The organism is Halocatena salina (genome assembly GCF_023115355.1).
Classification (GTDB): Archaea; Halobacteriota; Halobacteria; order Halobacteriales; family Haloarculaceae; genus Halocatena; species Halocatena salina.
This window is the reverse complement of record NZ_CP096019.1, coordinates 1,861,672-1,885,080: the sequence shown is the minus strand read 5'-3', so window position 1 is coordinate 1,885,080 and position 23,409 is coordinate 1,861,672. Positions and strand designations below refer to the sequence as shown.

Genomic DNA, 23,409 nt, shown 5'->3' with positions numbered 1-23,409 from the left:
GAGTTACACAATGACGAACGCCACGACACACGCGATCGCACCGATAGTCGACTACGCGGAGTACGAACGGAAAGTAAACAATGAGTTCTGATCTGCCCGAAGACCCGATCACCGATCACGACCAGTTACAGACGGTCCGAATCGAAGAGGAGATGGAACAGAGTTACATCGATTATGCGATGAGCGTCATCGCAGGGCGTGCGCTGCCAGACGTGCGCGACGGTCTCAAACCCGTCCAAAAGCGGATCCTGTACGCGATGGAGGAATCCGGAATAACGTCGAACGCTGGCCACCGAAAATGTTCGAACATCGTCGGAGATACGATGGGGAAATACCACCCCCATGGGGACAGTTCGATCTACGACGCACTGGCCCGGATGGCCCAAGAGTTCTCGCTACGCTATCCGCTGGTCGATGGCCAAGGAAACTTCGGTTCTGTTGACGGCGATCCACCGGCCGCGATGCGGTACACCGAGGCTCGGATGAGTCCGATCGGAGAGGAGATGCTCGCTGACATCGATTCGGACACCGTCGATTTCCAACCGAACTACGACGATCGGCTCGAAGAGCCGATCGTGCTCCCCTCTGCGCTGCCGAACCTGTTGTTGAACGGTTCATCGGGAATCGCCGTCGGAATGAGCACGAACATTCCACCCCACAACCTCGGGGAGATCGTCGACGGTCTCATCCACCGCATCGACAATCCAGACAGCACGATCTCCGAACTGATAGAGTACGTCAAGGGCCCGGATTTCCCGACGGGAGCGAACATCGTCGGCCGATCGGGAATCTACGACGCCTACACGACGGGGCGAGGAAAAATTCGGCTGCGCGCCGCCATGGAGATCGACGAAGAACGGGGACAGATCGTCGTAACCGAGCTTCCGTACCAAGAGAACAAAGCCCGGCGCATAAAACGCATTGCCGACGACGTCAACGACGGAACGATCGAGGGAATCAGGGACATCCGCGACGAATCCGATCGGGACGGTGTGCGCATCGTCATCGAACTCAAGCGTGGTGCAAACCCGGACGTGGTCAGAAATCAGCTGGTGAAACACCACCTCGAACAGACGTTTAGTATCATCATGCTCGCGCTGGTCGACGGCCAGCCGAGGATTTTGGACCTACCGGCGATGCTCGATGCGTTCTTAGAACATCGCCGCGAAGTGGTGCGCCGTCGGACCCAACACAAGTTGGACAACGCCACGGAACGCGCGCACGTACTCGAAGGCCGACTGTTAGCGCTCGACAACGCCGAGAAGGTGGTCGAAGTGATTCACAGCGCGTCGGACCGATCGGAAGCGAAAGCGACGTTGCAAACGACGTTCGATTTCACGGAGCGACAGGCCGATCACATCGTCCGGATGCAGCTGGGCAGCCTCACCTCTTTGGAAACCGAAGAGATCGAATCGGAATACGACTCGCTCACCGAACAGATCGAGCGCTTCGAGACCATCCTTTCGGAGGAGAGCGAGCTGCTGGGGGTTATCAAATCCGAACTCCACGATCTCAAAGCGAAGTACGACGACGATCGGCGCACGACCATCATCGAGGACGCCGGCACGGTGAGTCACGAGGATCTAATCCCCCAAGAGGAATCGATCGTAGTGTTGACCGAATCGAACTACGTGAAACGAATGGCGCTGTCGACGTTCGACGCCCAACACCGGGGTGGAAAGGGCATCATCGGAACGAAACTCAAAGACGGAGACCGGGTAAGTGCGGTGTTCCACGCCAACACCCACGATTATTTGCTGTGTTTCACCACCAATGGACAGGTGTACCAGCTGAAAACGTACGAGCTTCCCGAGATGAGCCGGACGGCCCGCGGGAAATCGGCGGTGAACGTGCTCGATCTCGATCCCGACGAAGACGTGACGGCCATCGTCAACACCGAGGAGTTCAACGGCGATCGCTCGCTCACGATGGTCACGAAAAACGGCTACATCAAACGCACACCCACGACCGAGTTCAACAATATTCTCTCGACAGGAATCCGTGCCGTATCCCTCGAATCCGACGACGAACTCGTCGACGTCGTGGTGACGAACGGCACGACAGACGTGCTCATCGGCACCGAGCAGGGCCGATCGATTCGATTCAGCGAGGAAGACGTGCGGCCGATGGGACGGGCCGCACGGGGTGTCAACGGGATCGAACTCGTCGGCGACGATAGGGTCGCCGGGCTTGTGGCCATCCGTGACGAAGACGCCACCTTGCTGACGGTCACAGAGCACGGCTACGGAAAGCGCACGCCGATCGAAGAGTACCGAGCCCAATCACGCTACGGTAAAGGCCTCGTCGACATCAAAACCACCGACCGAAACGGAGTCGTCGTTGCACTCGAAACCGTCAGTGACGATGAAGATCTCGTCCTCATGAGCGACCAGGGACAGATCATGCGGACACACGCGGATGAAGTGTCCAGGCAGGGACGGAACACGATGGGCGTGCAGGTGATGTCTCCCGACGACCAAGACCGAGTTGCGACCGTCGACGTCGTCCCCCTGTGAGTGACGGTGGGAAATATTAATCCCCAACCGAGTAATTGCCGAACTCAGAAGTGAAAAAACTTTATCAGGTGTCGAAATCTTAAATACAGATGGTGAAGGAACATAGAGATGTATCCGATATCGCAAATATAAATGTCAAGTTTCTGCCATGGGCGTTACGTTCATGGTACCTGATGTCATAGCTTGATACGGATGATGCGAGATTATTTCGCTCTCGATGTCACCACCGGGGACAGATCGAAACCCCAGATCACCGTCAGCTTCGATGGGCCATCCGAGCAGTTCATGGAACAGTTGGGTGCGGACACCGGGACGACTCCGTCACTCGACTCCGACCGCCTTGAGGTATCATACCGAATGCGCGACGGTTCGATGGCTCCGGGGACGTCGGGAGTGTTCGCTGTGACCGACCGCATCACAGGCGATTTCATCCTCGAATGCAACGCCGATGCCGGAACGATCGACCGTCTCGTCACCGCCGCACGGGAACACGACGATTCGACGACAGACGGCCAGTATCAGTTCACACTCACGATCAACGACCGCGAGGTGCTTTCTTGTGATCGGGATCTCTTTCTCGTCTACAGCACCGACGGCGAACTCCTCCGTCAACACAGTCTCATCCCCAGCGGTGTGGAGCTGTGAACTAAGTAGCGAGCGCTTGCAACCAACCAGATCCGGAATGCTCGGGCAGTCGAGCCGACAACCGTTCTTTTACATATTCAACTATGAGTTGTTATATCCCGATATCGGCATCGTTGGGCAACGTCATTCGTAAGTATCGGCCACGCTGATAGCCGGTATGGGTCTGTTCGGAACCGCTGGAATCCGGGGTGACGCTCGGGAGAGTGTCACGCCGTCGCTGGCGCTCGCAGTCGGACAAGCTGTCGGACAGAAAGCAACGGAAGTTGTCATCGCTCGAGATGGTCGTGAGACCGGGACAGCACTGGCTGGGGCAGTCGAGTCGGGGGTAACGAGTGGGGGCGCGCGGGCGTTGCGCGCTGGACAGCTCCCGACGCCCGCACTGGCGTACGCTTCCCGTGGCCGGCACGGGGTGATGCTCACTGCGAGCCACAACCCTCCGCCCGACAATGGGATCAAGCTCTTTGTCGATGGCGAGGAGTTCGACGCCGAGCGGGAAGCACGGATCGAAGAACACGTCGACGACGGGCCCACACCGGTCGAGTGGGACGAATGGGGGGCGACCGAACGCTTGGAAGCGCTGTCAACCTATCGGCAAGCGGTGGTCGAGTACGCACGAGCCGTTGGAATCGACGCGCGTTCCTACGCTGAGCGTGCGACCGGATCGACGGAGATCAACCTGAACGGACTAACGGTCGTCGTCGACTGCGCCAACGGGATGGCCTCGCTTGCGACGCCACAGGTGCTCCGCGAGCTGGGGGCGCACGTCGTGGCGTTGAACGCAAACGTCGATGGGCATTTCCCCGGCCGACCGAGTAAACCGACACCGGTCACGTTGTCCGATCTTCGGGAGTTCGTCGAAGGGTACGAGGATCCGGTCGTGGGAATCGGTCACGATGGCGATGCCGATCGGATCGTCATCGTCGACGGCACCGGGGCAGTCGTCCACGAGGACACGGTGCTTGCCATCCTCGCCGAGCACTACGTCCGCGCGAGCGATGCCAGCGATCCGGTCGTCGTGACGACGCCCAACGCCTCCGATCGGATCGACGAGCGCGTCGAGGCGGTCGGTGGACGGACCGAGCGGGTCCGGCTCGGATATCTCCACGACGGCATCGCCACCGTCCACGAGGAAAGTGGCTCTGTCGTCTTCGCCGGCGAGCCGTGGAAACACATTCATCCCGGGTTTGGATCGTGGATCGACGGCGTGACCAGCGCCGCCGTCGTATCAGTGCTCGTCGCCACCGCTGCTGAGGATCCGGACGATCCCCAAGTCGAAGGGGGACAGAACGGACTGGCTGTGTTGCGAGATCCCATCACCGAGCGCCCATACCGGAAGGAGAACGTCACCTGTCCTGACGGATACAAGAGTCAGGCGATGGAACGAGTCCCACAGCGGCTTTCTGAGCAGTTCCCCGCGGCAACGATAAACGAAGAACACGGCGTCCGCTTGGCGTTCGACGACGGAGCATGGACACTCGTCCGACCGAGCGGCACGGAGCCGTACATCCGGGTGTACGCCGAGAGCACAGGGGTCGACGAGTTGGTCGACACCGTTACTAGCGTGGTCGACCGGGCGGTGAACGATGCTCGTGATTGAGAGCTCAGAAAGGAAGCGACGTTTTTAACCCGGTAAAGTTGTGAATGATCTGTAGTGTTCTATAGTCATGGACAGACGTACCTTTGTGAAGACACTCGGAGTGACAAGTATCGCGGGGCTTGCGGGCTGTACCGGGGGTCCGACGGAAAACGATGGGGATACGGAGAACACCGACGGAGGATCGGCTTCCGTCGCAGTGGTGTACGCCACCGGCGGTCTCGGTGATGGCTCGTTCAACGACCAGGCACAGACTGGTCTCGAACGTGCTAAAGAGGAGCTTTCGATCCAGACCGAACACTCCCAGCCGTCGGATACGTCCGAATTCTCGCGGTTCCAGAGCCAGTACGCCCAATCGACATCTCCAGATTACGATCTCGTCTGCTGCATCGGTTCGCTGCAGGGAGACCCGCTGTCGGACACCGCACCGCAATTTCCAGACCAGCAGTTCATGCTTGTCGATGCGAACGTCGACGAGCCGAACGTCGAGAGCTACCAGTTCCGCGAAGAAGAAGGCTCTTTTCAGGTGGGCCACCTTGCCGGGCTACTCACGACCGATGGACTGTCGACGGGCGCGGCGTCAACGACCGACGCGACGAGCGTCGGTTTCATCGGCGGGAAGGAAAACCCGCTCATAAAGAAGTTCGAAGCGGGTTTCAAAGCTGGCGTCGCCTACACCGATGACTCCATCGACATCACGAGTAATTACATCGGCTCATTCAATGACGTTACTCGTGGAAAAGAGGCAGCGTTGACTCAGTACAACAACGGTGTCGACATCATTTATCACGCCTCGGGCAACACCGGAACCGGCGTCTTCCAGGCCGCACAGGAGGCAGGCCGGTATGCGATCGGAGTCGACAGCGACCAGTCGAAGACTGAATCCAAATACGCCGATCACATCCTCGCCAGTATGGTCAAATACGTCAACATCGCCATGTTCGACGCCATCGAGGGTGTGGTCGAAGAGTCCTTCGAAGGCGGAACGGCGACCGAGCTGGGGTTAGAACAAGAAGGGGTGAAGACGGTGTACGGCGAGGCGATCGGCTCGGAGATCCCAGACGAAATCAAATCGAAACTCGAAACCTCGAAAGAACAGATCGTGTCGGGTGAGATTTCCATCCCGACGGATCCATCTAACGTCTAATAATTCAGATGATGGTTCGTGTCTCTGGACGAGCGGTACACCACCAGATAGATAGATGACGCCGGCCGTTTCCCTCGATGGAATCACGAAACGTTTCCCGGGTGTTCTCGCTAACGACGACGTCGATCTCACCGTCGAACGTGGGACGGTTCACGCGCTCCTCGGTGAGAACGGTGCCGGAAAGACGACGCTGATGAACGTTCTGTATGGGCTGTACGAGCCGACCGCGGGACAGATCGTCGTAGACGGCACCGAGCGATCGTTCCAGACGCCACAGGACGCGATCGATGCGGGGATCGGAATGATCCACCAGCATTTCATGCTCGTCGATTCGATGACTGTCGCTGAAAACGTGACACTCGGGGCAGAGCCCCGGAAATGGGGCGGAATGGCGATCGACCGCGACCAAGCCCGTCAGGACGTTGCCCATCTCTGTGATCGATTCGGGCTCGATGTCGATCCCGAGGCCCGGATCTCGGAGTTGAGCGTCGGAGTCCAACAGCGTACCGAGATCCTGAAGGCGCTGTACCGGGGAACCGACGTTCTCATTCTGGACGAGCCGACGGCAGTGTTGACACCTCAAGAGGTCGAAGAACTCCTCTCGGTGTTCGAACTGCTGACCGAGCAGGACAAAACGATTATTTTCATCACGCACAAGCTCGGTGAGGCGATGCGGGCCGCCGACGAGATCACCGTGCTCCGCGACGGTCGAAACGTCGGCACGGTCGACGCCGAGGAAACCACACGCGAGGAGCTGGCGGAGTTGATGGTCGGTCGAGAGGTGTTGTTGGAAATCGAAACGTCACCCCCCGACCCGGGAGAAGTGGCCCTGTCGGTCGACGATCTCACGGTTGTGAACGAACAAGAGATCGATGTAGTTTCCGATGTGTCTTTTGCCGTCCGGCGGGGTGAGGTGTTCGGAATCGCTGGCGTGGACGGCAATGGACAGAGCGAGCTGATCGAAGCCATCACCGGCTTGCGGTATCCCCAAGCCGGGACGATCGGGTTCAACGGCCGAGAGATCACCGACGACTCCCGCCGAGAGCGCATCGATCAGGGCATGGCGTACATTCCTGCTGATAGACATGAACGAGGAGTAGTGATGGAGTTCGATCTGGTCGAGAACGGGTTGTTAGGGAGCCAACACGGCGAAGTGTTTGCGAACAACGGACGGATCGATTGGTCACACACCCGCGAGCATACGGAAACGATCATCGAGGAGTACGACGTGCAACCGCCCGATCCGGACGCTACAGTGTCGTCGCTTTCCGGTGGCAATCAGCAGAAGTTCATCGTCGGTCGAGAGTTCGCTCGTGATCCGCGGCTCGTCGTTGCTGCTCACCCCACTCGTGGCGTGGACATCGGATCGACGGAATTCATCCACGAGCGGCTGTTGGAACTCCGCAACGCGGGCGTTGGGGTGTTGCTCGTCTCCTCGAAGCTAGAGGAAGTTCGGGGGCTGTCCGACCGGTTGGCGGTGATGTACGAGGGCGAGTTCGTGGACACCGTCGATCCCGGAGCCGTCACCGAAGAGGAACTCGGACTGTTGATGGCTGGCGAACAGCCGGAACGTGAGGTGCACGCCGATGAGTGATGTGCTCTCACGAGCGAAAGAACGGCTACGAGCTGTCCTCGAACGATCTGCTCGGCTGTCGGCGGTCGAGCGGATCTTGATCAGCACGGCAGCGCTCGTTCTCGCGGTGCTCGTCGGTGCGGTGCTCATTCTCGTTTCAGGACGGATGACGACGTGTACGACCGCAGCAGCGACGTATTTCGGTGTCGGATTCTGTTACGATCCGGTCACGGTGTTCGACCGGTTGTTCTTCGGGGCGTTAGGCGATCCGATGAACCCGCTGTTTCGGCCGTTTCAGGGCGAATTCGCCCCGCCGTTCCGGAAGGGGTGGAGTCCGTTTAACGCGGCGATGGCGGTGACGCTGCGGGAAACGACTGTACTCGTGTTGACCGGGTTGTCGGTGGCGCTTGCGTTCCGGTCGGGCGTGTTCAACATCGGAACACAGGGACAACTCGTCGCTGGCGCACTCGCAAGCGCGCTGGGACTGCTCGTGTTGGCGCCACTCGTTCCCGGTGGCGTGATGGGGACGGTCCTGCTCGTTCCCACCGGACTGGGCATCGGCGCGGTCGCTGGTGGGCTGTACGGAGCCATCCCCGGCGTTCTCAAAGCATACGCCGACGCCAACGAGGTGATCACAACCATCATGCTCAACTTCGTCGCTGCGCAGTTCGCCCTGTATCTCGTCTCGAACCATTTCCAACGGCCCGACAGTCAGGTGGTCGAGACGGTTCCGCTTCCCGACGGCGCGACGATCCCGTCAGTCGTGTTCGACCCCCGAATGAAATTCTCCCTGTTTGCGCTCGCCATTGCGATCGGGTTCGGCGGTGTGATCTACTATCTGTTGAGATACACTACGCTGGGGTACGATCTCCGCACGAGTGGACTCCAACCCACCGGAGCCGAGTACGGCGGCGTCAAAACCAAACGGACCATCGTTGCGAGCCTAACGCTCTCGGGGGCGCTGGGCGGTCTCGGCGGCGCGATGTACGTCATGATGATTCTCGGTAATTTCCAGACCGGCGTGCCGTCCTACGGGTTCGACGGCATCACGGTCGCCATCCTCGCCGGCAACAACCCGTTGGGCGTCTTGTTCGCAGCGCCGTTGTTTGGAATCATCAAAAGCGGAGCGATCGTCATCGACACCTCCACATCGATGCCACCACAGCTCGTGGACGTGTTGCGTGGGCTGATCGTTCTGTTCGTTGCGATGCCGGAGTTCTTCCGGATGATCGGTCGGCGGACGATCGCAGAGAAACCGAACCCGGACGGAGGTGAGGAGGATGCGTGAACTGGTGTCGATCGGGAGACGACGCGGGACGCTCGTGTGGATCGTGGTGCTCGCCCTCGTTGGGGTCTCCCTATCCGGGTTCGTGAACAAAGGCACGGTGAGTTCGACGCTCCGGCTATCCGTGCCGATCGCGTTCGCTGCGCTCGGCGGGATCTTCGCCGAAAAAAGCGGCGTCATCAACATCGGATTGGAGGGTCATCTCATTATTTCCGCGTTCGTGGGGATCTATGCGACGGATCTCACCGGCAACGTCTGGATCGGGTTCGTGTCTGGCGTACTTGCGAGTACACTGCTCGCTGCGGTGTTTGCGGTCGTCTGTCTCGAATTTCGTGCGGATCAGATCATCGCAGGGCTTGCGGTGTGGTTCGTGGCGCTCGGTCTCGCGCCGTTTCTGTCCACGGTGATCTACGGCAGCGTGAACGCCGACAGCGCGAGCTTCGCTCCGATCACGATCCCAGGACTGTCGAAGCTTCCCGGGGTTGGTGCGCTGTTCGATGCCGCGCCGCCGGTGTATCTGATGTTCCTCGCGGTCGGCGGATCGTGGTACGTTCTCAACCGTACCGCGTTCGGACGGTGGGTACACGCGAGTGGAGAGAACCCCCAAGCGCTGGACACGGCTGGCGTGAGCGTCAGGCGGGTTCGGTACGTGAGTGTGCTCCTGTCGGGAGTGTTGGCTGGCATCGGCGGCGCGAGTCTCTCGCTCAGTCTGGGGGAATTCAGCGGCAACGGTCAAACGATGGTCGACGGCCGGGGGTTCATCGCCATCGTCGTGTATCTGTTGGGCAACTACAACCCGATCGGAGCTTTCCTCTCGACAACCCTGTTCGCTGGGTTGCAGACGGTCCAGATCCAACTCCAATCGGGATATCTCCCGAGTTCGTTGGTCCAAACGATCCCTTATCTCACCGTCATCGTCGTGCTCGCAGTCGTGGGCCGAACGCGCACCCCCGACGCCGCGGGCGATCACTACGAATCGGGCGAGGAGTAGGACAACCACTTCACTCCTCCCCGCGTCCGTCTCGGTATGAACGATTCCGATCTGATCGAGCAGGCCGAAACGGCGCTCGCGTCGGCGTACGTTCCCTACTCCGAATACCGCGTCGGCGCGGCGATCGAAACCGATGACGGAACCGTGTTCACGGGATGTAACATCGAGACCGCCAACTACTCGAACTCGTTGCACGCCGAAGAGATCGCGGTAGGCACCGCCGTTGCTGCGGGACACCGAGCGTTCACACGGCTCGCCGTCGTCTCCAGTGCGCGCGACGGCGTGACGCCCTGTGGGATGTGTCGTCAGACGTTGGCCGAGTTCTGCAACGAGGAGCTACGGATCCTCTGTGCCGTCGAAGAGGACATCGAGGAGTACACGCTGGGTACGCTGCTACCAGCAGCGATTTCTCGGGATACGCTCGAAAACGCGTGACTAGAGGGACCGAAACGGTTGACAGGAACGGGCCCCCACGGGTGGTATGGCAGACGAGACAGACGCCGTCCAGTATCATCTCGAAGTCGGACCGAACGACGTTGCCGAAACCGTTCTCCTGCCGGGAGATACCGAGCGCGTCGACCGAATCTCTGCCGAGTGGGATGATGCAGAAGAGAGAGCGAACCACCGCGAGTATCGCACCGTCACCGGGACGTACGACGGAACGCCGATCTCCGTCACGTCGACCGGGATCGGGAGTCCGTCCGCAGCCATCGCTGTCGAGGAACTCGCCGCGGTCGGTGTCGAGACGTTCATCCGGGTGGGATCGTGTGGAACGATTCAACCCGACGTGGAGATCGGCGATCTCATCATCACGAACGGCGTGGTGCGACGAGAAGGAACCAGTACCGAATACGTCCGGGAAACTTACCCCGCCGTGGCCGACCACGAGGTCGTGACTGCGCTCGTGGCCGCCGCCGAACGGCTGGGGTACGATTACCACGTGGGCGTGACCGCCAGCACCGATAGCTTCTATGCGGGTCAGGGACGCGAGGGGTTCGACGGGTTCCAATCACCCGAAGGACGGGCGCTGTACGAGGAACTACGGGACGTGAACGTATTGAACTTCGAGATGGAAGCCAGCGCGATCTGTACGCTCGCATCAATCTACGGACTTCGTGCAGGAGCGGTCTGTACCGTCTACGCCGATCGGACGAACGAGGAGTTCCGTGTCGAGGGCCAATCACGGGCCGCCAAAACCGCCACGCTCGCAACCGCACTCCTGGCGAAGATGGACGAGACAAAGCGGGCGGTCGGAGCCGATCGGTGGCACGCCGGGCTGAGTCTCGATCTCGACTGATCGCTACTTGGTGGCGACGATCACGAGGTGAGCGGCGTTCTCGTCGTAGGGATCCCCATCCAGATTTCCGTACACCGATACGTCCTCAAACCCCACCCGCTGTAGCAGGGTGGTCAGTTCGTACGCCGAGTACAGCCGGTGAGAAACGGTGAACTCCTGTACCGCCTCGTCTGTCACGACGATCCATCGGTTTTCCATCCAACTCCAGTTGTCAGTGATCTCGTGTTCTTCGAGGAAGTAGGTGCCATCTCGTTCATCCCACGTTCGTTGCTCGAATTTCCCTGCGAGCGTTTCCTTGCTCGTTAGGCTCATGAAGAGTGTCCCACCCGGTCGAAGCGAGTCATAAAAGTTCCGTGCGGTGCGCTCGTCGTCGGCCCGATCTTCGAAATAGCCAAAGGAGGTGTACAGGTTGATGATCGCATCGAACTCGTTCGGTCGGGAAACGTCCCGCATGTCCTCGTGGATGAACTCAGTGCGCTCCGACACGCCCCGCTCTCGCGCTCGTTCGCTCGCCCGCGACAGGTAGGAAGCGGTCGCATCGACGCCGGTGACGCGAAATCCACGATCGGCGAGTTCGACGGCGTGTCGTCCGACGCCACACGGAACGTCTCCAACCACGCCATCGTCGGGAAGGTCGAGCAGAGAGAGCAGGTGATCGATCTGAGCTGGTGCTTTCTCGATCACCTCGGGAGCGAACACGTAGCCTTCGAACGTATCCCAAAACGCCTCGTCCTCGTGCCACACAGACTGGGCCATACCGTAGATTCGTTCCACGGCGGATATACAACTGCGATCTGACACAGACACCTGTCTGATCAAAACACCGAGACAGATCCGTACTCACCCATTAGTCACGACCGCACAGATCGCCCGGTCGCGCTCGTGGAGTTCGACCGACTCGAATCCGGCCGACAGAAGGGTATCCACGAGCTCATCCGGGGGCTGTTTCGCGTGGTGGGTGAACCCGAAAGCGGCCCTTCCATCAGGGATCAGAACGCGCTGTAGCTCATCGAGTCCGGCGTGCACGTCGGGCCACAGCTGCATCGAGTTGATCGAAAACGCCGTTTCGAAGCTGTCGGTCTCGAACGGTAGCTCGGACGCTCGGCCGTGTCGGAGATCGACGCTGCCCGCCGCGACGGCTGTGGCGTTCCGTTCACGAGCCATCCGAACCATCAACGCCGAGTGATCGACGCCGGCGACGTATCCCTCGGGAGCGGCTCGTGTGGCCATCTGGATCCCATCCCCCGGTCCGAACCCGATTTCGAGCACCCGGTCGGTCGGACGGATCGAGAGCTGCTCTACTACCCACTCGATCGTCACGTCCTTTCGGCCAGCCATCATCCACCCACCGAGCCGTCCCAACAGTCCCCTCGGTTGCCCGAACACCCGGTACAATAGCCGCTCGGTAAGCGTCCTATCGGCAGGCGTGTCTTCCGAACCGTGAGCCATGGCACACAATACGGGACGGAGAACCGAAAACCCGTTACCGTCCTGTAGTACCGAGCTGCCGTCCTCGGAATCCGACCGCTCGTACACGACAGATATCGAGTGAACAGACCGTAGATGGAGATCTCCCGGGAGTGTTCACATGTCCGGCCACGCTTTCGCGGCGCGTTTGACGCTGGTGATCTTGTTGATCCAGCGCGTAGCGATCGCTTTCTTCAGGGTTTCAGCGGCGACACCGCCGAACGTATCGATCGGCGAACCAATCACGTTATTTGCGACTGCCGCGTCACCCACGGAGATGACGGTCCCTTTGTCTTCGTAGGTCCACGTTGTGAGCGGTTGATCGCGCATCGTTTTCCGGACGTTCTCTCCGACGACCTCCGCCGCCTGCCACGCCGCCTGTGCAGTGGGTGGAGCCGCGTCGCCGTCGACTTGATCGACGAGAGCGGTGTCGCCGATGGCGAACACGCGGTCGTCGCTCGTCTGAAACGTCGAGGACGCGTGCAGCCGGTGGCTGCGGTCGTCTTTCTCTAGATCGATCTCTTCGGTGCAGTCCTGACCAGTGATGCCGCCGGTCCAGAGCAACACATCGTAGTCAAGTTCCGTCTCCTCGCCGATGTACACCGTGTCCTCATCAACCTCGGTGATGAATTCGCCGGTCTTGATGTCAATTCCCCGGTCGGAAAGCATCTTCGTGAGCTTGCCCTGTACCTCGGGATCGCCCGGTGGGTAAACGCTGTCTAATCCCTCGACAAGGTAAATGTCCAAGGGTGCCCGGTACTGATCGCGGAACATCGCGATCTCACCCGCGCTCTGGATGCCGGACAACCCGGCTCCACCAACCACGACCGACGCAGGATCAGTTCTAGAGGCCTCCTTGGCAGCCGACTTGATGTCGTCATGGATCGACAGCGCATCACGGAGGCTTTTCAACGTGTGGGAGTGTCGTTCCAATCCATCGATGCCGAAAAACGCGGTTCGAGAACCGATACCGACCACACAGTAGTCGTACTCGACTGTCGAGCCGTCATCGAGATGGACCGTGCGCTCGTCCGTGTCGAGCGTCGTTACCGTCCCCTGAATGAACTCCGTATCACTGCTTTTGATCTCGTTGATCGGGATCGAGACCTTTCGTTGAAGCTCCGGATCGCGGATACAGCGGTGTACTTCGTGGAGAACGAGATGGTGATCGACATCCGATATCCACGTGATATCTGCCCGATTGCTGACCTCCTGTTCTAAACTCTTGATCGCGCCCGCACCGGCATACCCAGAACCGAGGACGACAACGTCTTCCGTCATGTGACAAGGTCTGCTTTCCTGAGATACAAAGGCTTTGAAACGCATTTGTGAATTCGACCCGTGTATGGTTCTCACGATACAGTCGATATCGTCGATAGACGGACGAAGCCGTCGCTCACTGTCGTACCATCTCGGACGATAGTAGCGGGGACTGTCACCGAGTCTGAGTCTGAGTCCGAATCAGTGTTCCGGCTCGCTCGCTGGGGCCTCCATCATCGATGTCGAGACGATCAGAACGTTGTTGGTCTCGTCTTTGCCGTCAACTGTGCCTTCGATCTGGAGCTTCGATCGGGGGGTTGGCCCGATAACCACGTCGTCACCGTCGTGGAACTGTTTGATGGAACCGTGAAGACGGATCTCCGCTCGACAAAGGTCGGGATGATGAACGCTCGTTAGATCGATCTCCTGAACGTTCGCGTCGACGTGCTCGCCGTTGTGAAACAGCGGTACGTTCGCTGGCTCGTCAAGATCCTGTACACCGAGGGCTTCGTAGGCGTTGGCTGTCGGCTTGTACCCCCCTTTCGGTCCAGGAACACCCTCGACGAGCTGGAGCGCCTTGAGACTCTGCATCTGATTACGAATGGTTCCGGGGTTTCGATTGACCCCATCGGCGATGTCCTCGCCTTTGACGGCCCGCTCGCTCTGTCCATACAGGTTGATCAACTCCCGAAGGATGTCTTTTTGGCTGGTCGTGAGCTCGATTGACGACATGCTGGACAATTTGATACCGCCTTTGATAAGTCTCGCGGTGATCTAACACCGTCGTTCCGCGCACTGTTTCGTTCCACACCCGCTCGGTGATGCTCATCCACCACCTGTTATGATCATTGTTCTCGTGATCGAAACCATACCGATGCCCCTTTGGCACGATACGACAGCATTGAACCATGGAAGGACACCGCGTTCTCATTACGGGTGGTGCAGGATTTATCGGTTCAAATCTCGCCAATCAGCTTGTCGACTCGAACGACGTTATCGTAGTCGACGACCTGTATCTCGGAACCCCCGAAAATCTCGATCCATCGATCGAATTCCACGAGGCGAGCGTGCTCGACGAGGATCTGCCTGCCGATGTCGACGTGTTGTTTCACCTCGCGGCGCTTTCTTCGCGGAACATGCACGAAGACCAACCCCGACGCGGCGTCCGTGTCAACGTCGAGGGCTTCGTGAATACAGTCGAACAGGTCCGAGAACACGGGTGTGATACGGTGGTGTACGCGTCGACATCGTCGATCTATGGGAGTCAAACAGAGCCATCGTGTGAGGAAATGGCCGTCGAGGCCCAGACCGGCTACGAAGCGTCCAAGCTCGCCCGCGAGCGGTACGCCGAATACTACTCGAACCAGTACGGAATGTCGATGGCGGGGCTTCGGTTCTTTTCGGTTTATCAAGGATACGGGGGCGCAGAGAAACACAAAGGCGAATACGCCAACACTGTCGCGCAGTTCGCGGACGATCTGGCGAACGGACGCGCCCCAGAGTTGTACGGCGACGGCTCACAGACCCGGGATTTCACCCACGTCGAAGACATCGTCCGCGGAATCGAACTCGCCGCCGAGCACCGACTCGATGGGATCTACAACCTCGGAACCGGCGAGAGCTACGATTTCAACACCGTGATCGAACTACTCAATGAGGCGCTCGGAACCGACATCGATCCAGTCTACGTCGAAACGCCGTTCGATGACTACGTTCACGATACGCTCGCCGACAGCACGAAGATGTCCGAGGCGACCGACTGGGAACCACAGATCAGTTTCGAAGAGGGGATCGAACGCGTCTGTGAGCCGTACACGTGAGTGGGCGATACACCAGCACTGATCGATCGAGACTCATTTATCACGTACACGAATAGCGCAACACATGCCACGACCGATTCGTGCCATTGGTGTCCCGATGGACCTCGGAGCGGACCGGCGGGGTGTCGACATGGGCCCGTCGGCGCTTCGGTACGCCGGACTGGCCGATGCGCTCACTGATCTCGACTATTCCTACACAGATACCGGTGATCTCGACGTAACACACCCCGAGTTGGGAAATCCTGACAGCGTCGAACCGTCGACCGGGCGGGCGAAATATCTCGCTGAGATCCGGGAACTGTGTGTCGATCTCGAAGCGACGGTTGCCGAAACGATCGCCGAGGGCGCGGTGCCGCTCGTACTCGGCGGGGATCACTCGATCGCCATTGGCTCCGTTCGCGGAAGCGCACGCACCGGCGATATCGGCATGGTGTGGTTCGATGCCCACGGCGATTTCAACACTCCCGAAACCACCCCGAGCGGTAACGTCCATGGCATGCCGCTGGCCGCCGTGCTGGGACACGGCAGCTTCGCAACCCTCGACTGGGCACCTGCGTCCATCGATCCCGAAAACGTCGCACTCGTCGGGATCCGGAACCTCGATGACGACGAACGCAAAGCCCTCCGGGACAGCGGCGTGACGATATTCACCATGAGCGACATCGACGAACGCGGCGCGACGGCCGTTACTGAAGAGGCGCTTTCTATCGCCGACGCACCCGATGGCATCCACGTCAGTCTCGATCTGGATTGGCTCGATCCCCGGGAAGCCCCCGGCGTTGGAACGCCCGTTCGTGGCGGTGTTACCTATCGGGAAGCCCACGCCGCGATGGAAACGATCGAAGAGACGAACCTCCGCTCGATCGAACTCGTCGAAGTAAATCCCATTCTCGATGACCACAACCAAACGGCCGAGCTTGCCGTCGAACTCGTCACCAGCGCACTCGGTAAAACCATCCTTTGAGAACCGTCCCCACTACAAAACTTATAGTTTTAATTTTACATTCTATTATAAAGAATAGAAAATATTAAACTGCAATGGATATAGAATAGAAATGCATGGCAGCGAAATGTGATGCATGCGGTGGAACGATTCAGGGATCGGAATCAAGCTGTTCGACACACGGTAGCAAATACCACTCGGGGTGTTCGTGTCCACGGTGTTAGCGAGTAGCCGGTAGCACGGTGTACCGACGAGAGCACGGATCGTTTCGCAGGCTAAAGGACGTCTCACAGCACATCAGCGATCGCCGGGGCGACGCTGACAGTAGTGGCACTCCGTTCGATGGTATCGGTACCGAAGACGGCTTCGACACCAGCGTCGGCGAGTTTGGTCCGAGCGTTGTCGGCGAGCATCGGATGGACACAGGCCGCAAACACGCGGGCTACGTCGTCTGCTCGCAGGTGATCGATCGCCTTGCTCATCGTGGATCCGGTGGCGATGATGTCGTCGGTGACGATCACGTCCCGATCAGTCACATCGGTTTCACTCGGATGGAGTTCGACCGAGCCGGTGTCACGATCGCGGCTCTTCTCGAAGTAGTCGGTGGTCCCAATGCCGTAGGCGTCCCGAACGGTGCCAGCGAGATCGGTCGCTCCCTCGTCGGGGGCAAGAAACAGTGGCTCCGTGAGATCGTCGGGGAGCGGGTCGGCGAGCATGTGTGCGCCGTCAACGACGTCACACGGGACGTCGAAAAAGTCCCGAACGTGGGGTTCATGGGGGGTGACGGTGATCACCCGATCCGTGCCCGTCGAGATGGCTCGTGCGACGGCCCGCGCAGAAACGGGCTCTCCCTCCACAAACGCCTCGTCTTGCCGGGCGTAGCCCATGTAAGGGAGCACGGTGATGACGTCCTCTGCGAATCGGCTAGCGATCTCCTGTAGTTGCAGGAGTTCGATGTGGGCCTCGCTACAGACAGTCGAGCAGACGATGACGGCTCGGTCGTCTTTCGACTCGACACGAACCTTGAACTCCCCATCAGCAAAACGGGTCGTCTGAGGAACAGCGAGCGAGTCGTTCGTCTGGGCTGCGAGTGCAGCTGCAAGGGACTGTGCTGTCGATCCGGGGAGTATCATGTTTGTGGAGTACAGAGCGGCAGTTAAACCGGTTTTCGTTCACGGCACTACGAGTCCACAGACGTCCGGGAGGCCGATCGATCGCGCACGCCATTCCCCTTCGGATTCGACGAGAAACGTCCCATCGACTGTCACCGCGTACGTCGATTCGCCGTAAGCGATGTCTGCGATCCGTTCGGTGGTCGGAATCGCCGCCCGCTCCCACTGTTCGTTCGATCCCGTCCGTCTCGAACGGACGAACAACCCGTCGTCAGTCCCGACGTGAATGCGGACACCGTCGCTTGCGACGCAGTGCACTGGCTTTTCGAATACGAGTTTCCATCCGTTTTCGAGCCGGTACAGCCCGGTCGTCGTCCCAGCGAGCGGTGTCCCTGTCACGGAAACGTCCCGAACGGTTTCTAGACCGGCTGGTGAGAGCGTTTTGCCCTCGATACGGTACACCCCTACATCGGTCGCGACCAACTGATCGGCGAACGCACTGACCGCAGGAACGTCGTGTTCGGTTCCTCTTACCCGGAGATCATGCCACGTTCCCTCGGTGTACCGCGCAATCCGAGCCGAACTGGCAGCGACGAGTCCATCGTGAAAACCGACCGCGGTCGGTGGGCACTGTCTAGGTGCTTGCTGAGCGGTGTTTCCCGTCTTTGAACCGAATCCTGTCGAGACGAACTCCTCATCCCGCCAGATGAGCACATCCGCATCAGTCCCTACCGCTATCTGTCCCCCTGAGGTCGCGATGTCGCCACCGGTACACCGATGAACCAACTCGAACCCGCCAACGAGACCACCGGAACACTCGACGTGAGCGATACCGATCCCCGTGGCGACGAACGCATCGGTCTTACCAGTCGATGCATCGTACACTCGCTTTTCTTCGATACTACTCATACATACGGTCACGAACCCGACTGCCGTACCGATTCCGATAGAGATATCGACATACCTACGAGAACGATCCCGAAACGAACGGGGATCGTCAGTAACACTGACCGATACGGCGATTTCTTACTTAATTTTATAATAAGAAGAAAATAACGAATGGTGATACTTTCGCCGTAATGCCGTAAGTGATTTTACGTCCGGCTTGGAATCGAAACGTCGTGTGAGTGGGACTCGCTGCCGTATTTCACCCGTCGAACCGTCTATTTACACGAGGACTGGAGAAAGCGTCCTCGGCGTTAGCCGTCGGATGGATCTGAGGGCTCGGATCCCTCCCGAACGCTATTGTCCCCTGGTAGCACGTTCAAATGAAGCCGGCTCTGCTCTCATCGTCGAACGGACGACGGACACGGGAACTGTCGCCACAGGTAGGCAGTCTGGAACCGCACGAGTTCGTTCGAATACTACGGCGACGGTAGCAGTACCCTCGATGTCGACGCAGAACGAAACGACGCAGCGACGTGTGCGGTCTGCGGATCGGTCGAGACTCAGCGAGTTCACAACAGTTCGCGTCGTTGTTCCGAATGTGGCCAGACCGCAAACACCGGTCGCATGGATATCGAACGTGTTTGACGATCGCTACTCTCGACACCGGTCTTCGACCATGGAGATACCGGCTGGTCGGCATCGTCAGGACGCTTGCGTTCTGGGGAGTAGCCAAACGCCGTGGGTCTGGCAACACAGCCCGCAAGCTGCCTCTTCGATCCCAGCGAGATCGCGTTCGCTCTGCGAGAACAGGTTACCGACCACAAACCCGATCTCGGCGTCCGGGAGTCCCATCCCGTTAGGGGTGAGGGATATCAACGATGGGTAAGTCGATAGGCGTTCTCATCGTCGACGACGATCCCGTAGCGGCAAACGCGACAGCGCTCTCACTCGAACGCATCGACGAGGGGATCAGCACAACCACGGCGACAGCAACTGGGCGACTTCCAGAAACCATCGCCGCGAGCCGGATCGATTGCCTCGTCTGTGCACACGACCGATCGGGCATCGACGCTATCACGGTTCTCGAACGGATACGACGCGATCATGGGTCCCTCGATGTTCCATTCGTTCTGTTCACCGAGATCGAATCGACCGAGCTGCTCCGTCGGGCGATCACTGCTGGTGTCACCGAGTACGTGAAACACACACCGGAGAACGACTGTTATAGGGAACTTGCTGAGCAGATTCGAAGGGCAGTACCGAACCGTCACGATCCACCCGATCGACAGCAACACCGGGAAGCTTCGAGGACGAGCGGACAGCTCTCCCCGATGGACGACATCAACCTCCGTCGACTCGCCGAATCGAATTTGATCGGGGTGTTTCTCACCTGCGATTTCGAATTCGAGTACGTCAACGAAGAGCTGGCGGAGATATTCGGATATTCGAGAACGGAACTGGTGACCAAGCTGTCGGTTCAGGATCTCGTGTATGAGGACGATCGTCCCCACTTCATCGAACACCTCCAACGACGGGAGTGGAACCTCATCGACGATCCGCTGCACACGTTTCGTGGGGTCCGAAAGGACGGAACGCTGATCCACGTCGAGGTTCGCAGCGACCGGATCAACACGACGGACACCTCCGCAGTACTCGGTCTCCTCACTGACGTTACCCCCCGCAAACGCCGGGAAAAGGAGCTGAAACGGTATCGATCGCTCGTGAACACTGCCGGTGACATCGTGTACGCGTTGGACGCCAACGGACGGTTCACGTTCGTCAACGACATGGGACTCCATCTGACGGGCTATTCCCGTGAGGAGATCATCGGTCAACACGCCTCGTTAGTACTCGACGATCAGGCGATCGCCGACGGTAAAGCTCACATCCAAGAGCTGCTCGAAAACGACGCCAAAACCCGAATGAGTAAATCCTACGAGATCGCTCTGACGACAGCCGACGGGGCGACCATACCGTGTGAAACGAACATCACGATCCTCACCCACAACGGAACGTTCAACGGAACTGTCGGTGTCGTTAGAGACGTTTCCAAACAACAGGAGCTCAAGGCGGATCTGCGACACGAGCGCGATCAGTTCGCTGCGCTGTTCGAGAACATCACAGAGCCGACCGTTCAATACGTCATGAAAAACAGTACGCCGCACGTCGAGGCGGTCAACACGGCGTTCGAGAACGTGTTTGGCTACTCTCAAGAGGAGATCGTCGGTCGATCGATCGATGACGTCATTCTCCCGAACGGCCAAGAAACCCAAGCGAACGCGCTCAACAAGCACGTCAGCCGGGGCAAGCAGATCGAAGTGGAGGTGACTCGAAAGACGAAAGACGATCTTCGGACGTTCCGGCTCTCGACCGCCCAGATGTCCGTCGATGTCGATCCGATTCGGGGGTATGCGATCTATCAGGACGTTACAGAACGGAAACGCCGCCAAAACGAACTCGAACGGCAGAACAAGCAGCTCGAAGAGTTCGCCAGCGTAGTGTCCCACGATCTCAGGCAACCCCTCGGTATCGCATCGGGGAAGCTCAGCATCGTTCAAGAACGCCACGATTCACGTCATTTGGACGACATTGGTGACGCACTACAACGGATGGAATCGCTCATTGAAAACGTGTTGACACTCGCACGGCAGGGAAAGATCGTCAGCACGCCGACGCCGACCGACCTCTCTACTGTCGTACGAAAGGCGTGGGAGATCGCGGGCAGCGAACAGGGAGATCTCGTCATCGAGGGACCACTCGCGGAAATCGACGCCGACAGCCAGCGCCTACAGGAGTTGTTCGAAAACCTATTCCGGAACGCGATCGAGCACTGTCGACCGGACGTCGTCGTCACCGTCGGTATGCTCGGAACTACCGGATTCTACGTCGAAGACGACGGGCCGGGGATCCCTCCCACAAAACAGGAGCGGGTGTTCGATCGGGGCTACTCGACCGCCGAGAACGGTACCGGACTCGGTCTCGTCATCGTTCAAACGATCGTCGAAGCACACGGCTGGTCGATCAGCGTCACAGAAGGTCGGACCGGTGGCGCACGCTTTGAAATCGAAGAACGCTCACCGCTTCAGTGAGCGTACGATCACGACCGATCGACGCGGCAGACTGTTAGATCCGCATCGAGATCGATCGAGAGCGTTTCGTCGTCGAGAGGGATCGTGACACGCAACTGCCATGGATCCTCTGCGAGTACGGTCGTTCGATCGTCGCTGACACACCATTCGAACCGCCAGTACGGAGTACTGGAAAGATCGATACCGTGGTCTTTGTGGAACGCGACGACGTCGGACTGATCAAGTAGACTTAATCCGATCGCGGAACAGAGGTCGTGATTGCACTGCGCACAGACGTGTTCGGCGCGCAGACCGACACCTAAACAACACGAACCCTCTCGAACGATCGTCGTCTCCATCCGGCCAGCGCACGCCGGACAGACCCCATCAGCAGCCAAACAGTAGACGTGACGAACGCGCTGGTCGAAGGCGACGAGTAGTTCGTCCCGGGACCGATCGTTGAGTCCACCCGGCGGAAACGGGTACGTGCCGTGGCCCCGTCCACACTCCGGGCAGCCGATCGAGAGCTGTTCGTCCTCATACCGCGCTCGCAATGACGACCCACACCGGGTACACGGCGCATCGACGATGAACGGTTCGACGTGGGGATGCTCGTTGAACGATCCCGAAAGCACCGCCTGAACGACGCGCTCGCCAGCGCTCCGGAGATCATACCCCCGATCAGTTCGAGCAACGAACTGTCCCGTGAGTTTATCGAGGTGATAGTTGAACTGTGCGCTGTCACGCATTCCGACCTGCTTGCGGAGCCGAGAGAACCGTACCGGCCGATCGTCGGCGGCCCACAGCGCTTTGAGAATCGAAAGCCGCGTCTCGTTACCCACGATCGAAAACGCCTCTGCCGGTGCAAGCCGATCCTCGCTTACCTGAATGTCTGCTCTGCTCATGATACCAGTATTATTGTTCTACTTGCTAAAATGTTCTCTCAAGCAGATTTCTGTAACTAGGATTGCAATACGACAGTAGCAGTGGTTCGAAGCTGCTAAGTGCGAACCGAGCGAAACATCGGTATCTCGCTGGCTGTGACGGGCACCAGTGGGCACCTGTTCGAACAGGTCGGGATGTGACCGCGGTGGCGGTTGAACCATACGACGCCCGTCGGTGATCGAAATGGCACGGAGTTTCTACTCACACATCCGTGAGGCATGGCAATCCCCTGATGATGGGAAGCTGGCGGAGCTACAGTGGCAACGCCAGCAAGAATGGCGCGAACAGGGCGCGATCGAGCGAATCGAACGCCCGACTCGACTCGATAAGGCTCGTTCGCTTGGCTACAAAGCAAAACAGGGCGTCGTCGTTGTGCGGGTGAGCGTCCGCAAAGGAGGCGCTCGCAAACAACGGTTTACCGCTGGTCGGCGCTCGAAACGACAGGGTGTCAACCCGATCACGCGCAGGAAGAACCTCCAGCGCATCGCAGAAGAGCGTGCACAACGCAAACATCGGAACCTACGAACGCTCAACTCTTACTGGGTGGGTGAAGACGGTTCACAGAAATGGTTCGAGGTAATCCTGCTCGATCCGGAACACGGCGCGATCCAATCCGACGACGATCTCAGTTGGATCTGTGACGATACACAGAAGAGCCGCGCGTTCCACGGAACGACCAGCGCAGGCCAGCGCGGGCGCGGACTCGGACAACGCGGCAAAGGGTCCGAACACACCCGTCCGAGTATCCGGAGCGACGACGGAAGAGGCAAGTAAGACACCCAACGCTATCGATATTGTTTTTAATAATTGTTTTACATCTAATCCGACAGCACCGGCTTACGGCAACGGTTTCAATAA

At 59.0% G+C, this 23,409-nt stretch carries 21 protein-coding genes; 13 read left to right on the top strand and 8 right to left on the bottom strand.

Annotated features, from left to right (window positions below):
* Positions 1-80 precede the first annotated feature (80 nt).
* From gyrA to MW046_RS09560, 9 genes are all read left to right on the top strand, one after another.
* Complete coding sequence (gene gyrA, locus MW046_RS09600) at positions 81-2,516, top strand: DNA gyrase subunit A (RefSeq protein ID WP_282190205.1); 2,436 nt, start codon at positions 81-83, stop codon at positions 2,514-2,516.
* 195 nt (positions 2,517-2,711) lie between these two features.
* Complete coding sequence (locus MW046_RS09595; protein ID WP_247992887.1) at positions 2,712-3,161, top strand: DUF5793 family protein; 450 nt, start codon at positions 2,712-2,714, stop codon at positions 3,159-3,161.
* A gap of 157 nt (positions 3,162-3,318) precedes the next feature.
* The gene (locus MW046_RS09590; protein ID WP_247992886.1) at positions 3,319-4,758 is read left to right on the top strand and encodes a phosphohexomutase domain-containing protein; all 1,440 of its coding nucleotides are present in this window, start codon (positions 3,319-3,321) and stop codon (positions 4,756-4,758) included.
* A gap of 67 nt (positions 4,759-4,825) precedes the next feature.
* Positions 4,826-5,902, top strand: a complete 1,077-nt coding sequence (locus MW046_RS09585; protein ID WP_247992885.1) for a BMP family lipoprotein — start codon at positions 4,826-4,828, stop codon at positions 5,900-5,902.
* Positions 5,903-5,957: 55 nt separating this feature from the next.
* A complete protein-coding gene (locus tag MW046_RS09580) occupies positions 5,958-7,496 on the top strand; it encodes an ABC transporter ATP-binding protein (protein WP_247992884.1) in 1,539 nt (512 codons plus the stop codon).
* Complete coding sequence (locus tag MW046_RS09575; protein ID WP_247992883.1) at positions 7,489-8,763, top strand: ABC transporter permease; 1,275 nt, start codon at positions 7,489-7,491, stop codon at positions 8,761-8,763. The genes MW046_RS09580 and MW046_RS09575 overlap by 8 nt, the downstream gene beginning before the upstream one ends.
* Complete coding sequence (locus MW046_RS09570; RefSeq protein ID WP_247992882.1) at positions 8,756-9,751, top strand: ABC transporter permease; 996 nt, start codon at positions 8,756-8,758, stop codon at positions 9,749-9,751. Before MW046_RS09575 ends, MW046_RS09570 begins: the two co-directional genes overlap by 8 nt.
* Positions 9,752-9,787: 36 nt before the next feature.
* Positions 9,788-10,186, top strand: coding sequence for a cytidine deaminase (gene cdd / locus MW046_RS09565; protein ID WP_247992881.1), 399 nt, complete (start codon positions 9,788-9,790; stop codon positions 10,184-10,186).
* A 46-nt stretch (positions 10,187-10,232) separates the two neighbouring features.
* Complete coding sequence (locus MW046_RS09560) at positions 10,233-11,048, top strand: nucleoside phosphorylase (RefSeq protein ID WP_247992880.1); 816 nt, start codon at positions 10,233-10,235, stop codon at positions 11,046-11,048.
* Between the two features lie 3 nt (positions 11,049-11,051).
* On the opposite strand, the gene MW046_RS09555 is transcribed toward MW046_RS09560, so the two are convergent.
* The 4 genes from MW046_RS09555 to MW046_RS09540 all read right to left on the bottom strand — a co-directional run bounded on the left by MW046_RS09555 (position 11,052) and on the right by MW046_RS09540 (position 14,507).
* Positions 11,052-11,804: a class I SAM-dependent methyltransferase gene (locus tag MW046_RS09555; protein WP_247992879.1), complete on the bottom strand. Its 753-nt coding sequence runs from the start codon at positions 11,802-11,804 to the stop codon at positions 11,052-11,054.
* Positions 11,805-11,888: 84 nt separating this feature from the next.
* The gene (locus MW046_RS09550; protein ID WP_247992878.1) at positions 11,889-12,497 is read right to left on the bottom strand and encodes a class I SAM-dependent methyltransferase; all 609 of its coding nucleotides are present in this window, start codon (positions 12,495-12,497) and stop codon (positions 11,889-11,891) included.
* 135 nt (positions 12,498-12,632) lie between these two features.
* Positions 12,633-13,796: an NAD(P)/FAD-dependent oxidoreductase gene (locus MW046_RS09545; protein ID WP_247992877.1), complete on the bottom strand. Its 1,164-nt coding sequence runs from the start codon at positions 13,794-13,796 to the stop codon at positions 12,633-12,635.
* Between the two features lie 180 nt (positions 13,797-13,976).
* The gene (locus MW046_RS09540; protein ID WP_247992876.1) at positions 13,977-14,507 is read right to left on the bottom strand and encodes an HTH domain-containing protein; all 531 of its coding nucleotides are present in this window, start codon (positions 14,505-14,507) and stop codon (positions 13,977-13,979) included.
* 176 nt (positions 14,508-14,683) lie between these two features.
* On the opposite strand from MW046_RS09540, the gene MW046_RS09535 reads away from it, so the two are divergent.
* Both MW046_RS09535 and rocF read left to right on the top strand, forming a co-directional pair.
* Positions 14,684-15,595 carry an NAD-dependent epimerase/dehydratase family protein gene (locus tag MW046_RS09535; RefSeq protein WP_247992875.1) on the top strand — a complete coding sequence of 304 codons (912 nt, stop codon included), beginning with the start codon at positions 14,684-14,686 and terminating at the stop codon, positions 15,593-15,595.
* 64 nt (positions 15,596-15,659) lie between these two features.
* Complete coding sequence (gene rocF / locus MW046_RS09530; RefSeq protein WP_247992874.1) at positions 15,660-16,559, top strand: arginase; 900 nt, start codon at positions 15,660-15,662, stop codon at positions 16,557-16,559.
* Between the two features lie 266 nt (positions 16,560-16,825).
* Here the strand turns inward: rocF and prs are convergent, their stop codons facing one another.
* The 3 genes from prs to MW046_RS09515 all read right to left on the bottom strand — a co-directional run bounded on the left by prs (position 16,826) and on the right by MW046_RS09515 (position 19,414).
* Positions 16,826-17,671 (bottom strand): ribose-phosphate diphosphokinase, encoded by an 846-nt coding sequence (prs, locus tag MW046_RS09525; RefSeq protein WP_247992873.1) that lies wholly within the window; start codon positions 17,669-17,671, stop codon positions 16,826-16,828.
* 39 nt (positions 17,672-17,710) lie between these two features.
* Positions 17,711-18,559: an HVO_0234 family beta-propeller protein gene (locus tag MW046_RS09520; protein ID WP_247992872.1), complete on the bottom strand. Its 849-nt coding sequence runs from the start codon at positions 18,557-18,559 to the stop codon at positions 17,711-17,713.
* Positions 18,560-19,240: 681 nt separating this feature from the next.
* Positions 19,241-19,414 carry a hypothetical protein gene (locus MW046_RS09515; RefSeq protein WP_247992871.1) on the bottom strand — a complete coding sequence of 58 codons (174 nt, stop codon included), beginning with the start codon at positions 19,412-19,414 and terminating at the stop codon, positions 19,241-19,243.
* Between the two features lie 2 nt (positions 19,415-19,416).
* Here MW046_RS09515 and MW046_RS09510 point away from each other — a divergent pair, with 2 nt between their 5' ends.
* Positions 19,417-21,627, top strand: a complete 2,211-nt coding sequence (locus tag MW046_RS09510) for a PAS domain S-box protein (RefSeq protein ID WP_247992870.1) — start codon at positions 19,417-19,419, stop codon at positions 21,625-21,627.
* An 8-nt stretch (positions 21,628-21,635) separates the two neighbouring features.
* On the opposite strand, the gene MW046_RS09505 is transcribed toward MW046_RS09510, so the two are convergent.
* Positions 21,636-22,511, bottom strand: coding sequence for a DUF7351 domain-containing protein (locus MW046_RS09505; RefSeq protein ID WP_247992869.1), 876 nt, complete (start codon positions 22,509-22,511; stop codon positions 21,636-21,638).
* A gap of 223 nt (positions 22,512-22,734) precedes the next feature.
* On the opposite strand from MW046_RS09505, the gene MW046_RS09500 reads away from it, so the two are divergent.
* Entirely contained in the window at positions 22,735-23,325 is a 591-nt protein-coding gene (locus tag MW046_RS09500; RefSeq protein ID WP_247992868.1) for a 50S ribosomal protein L15e, read from the top strand.
* Positions 23,326-23,409: the final 84 nt, after the last annotated feature.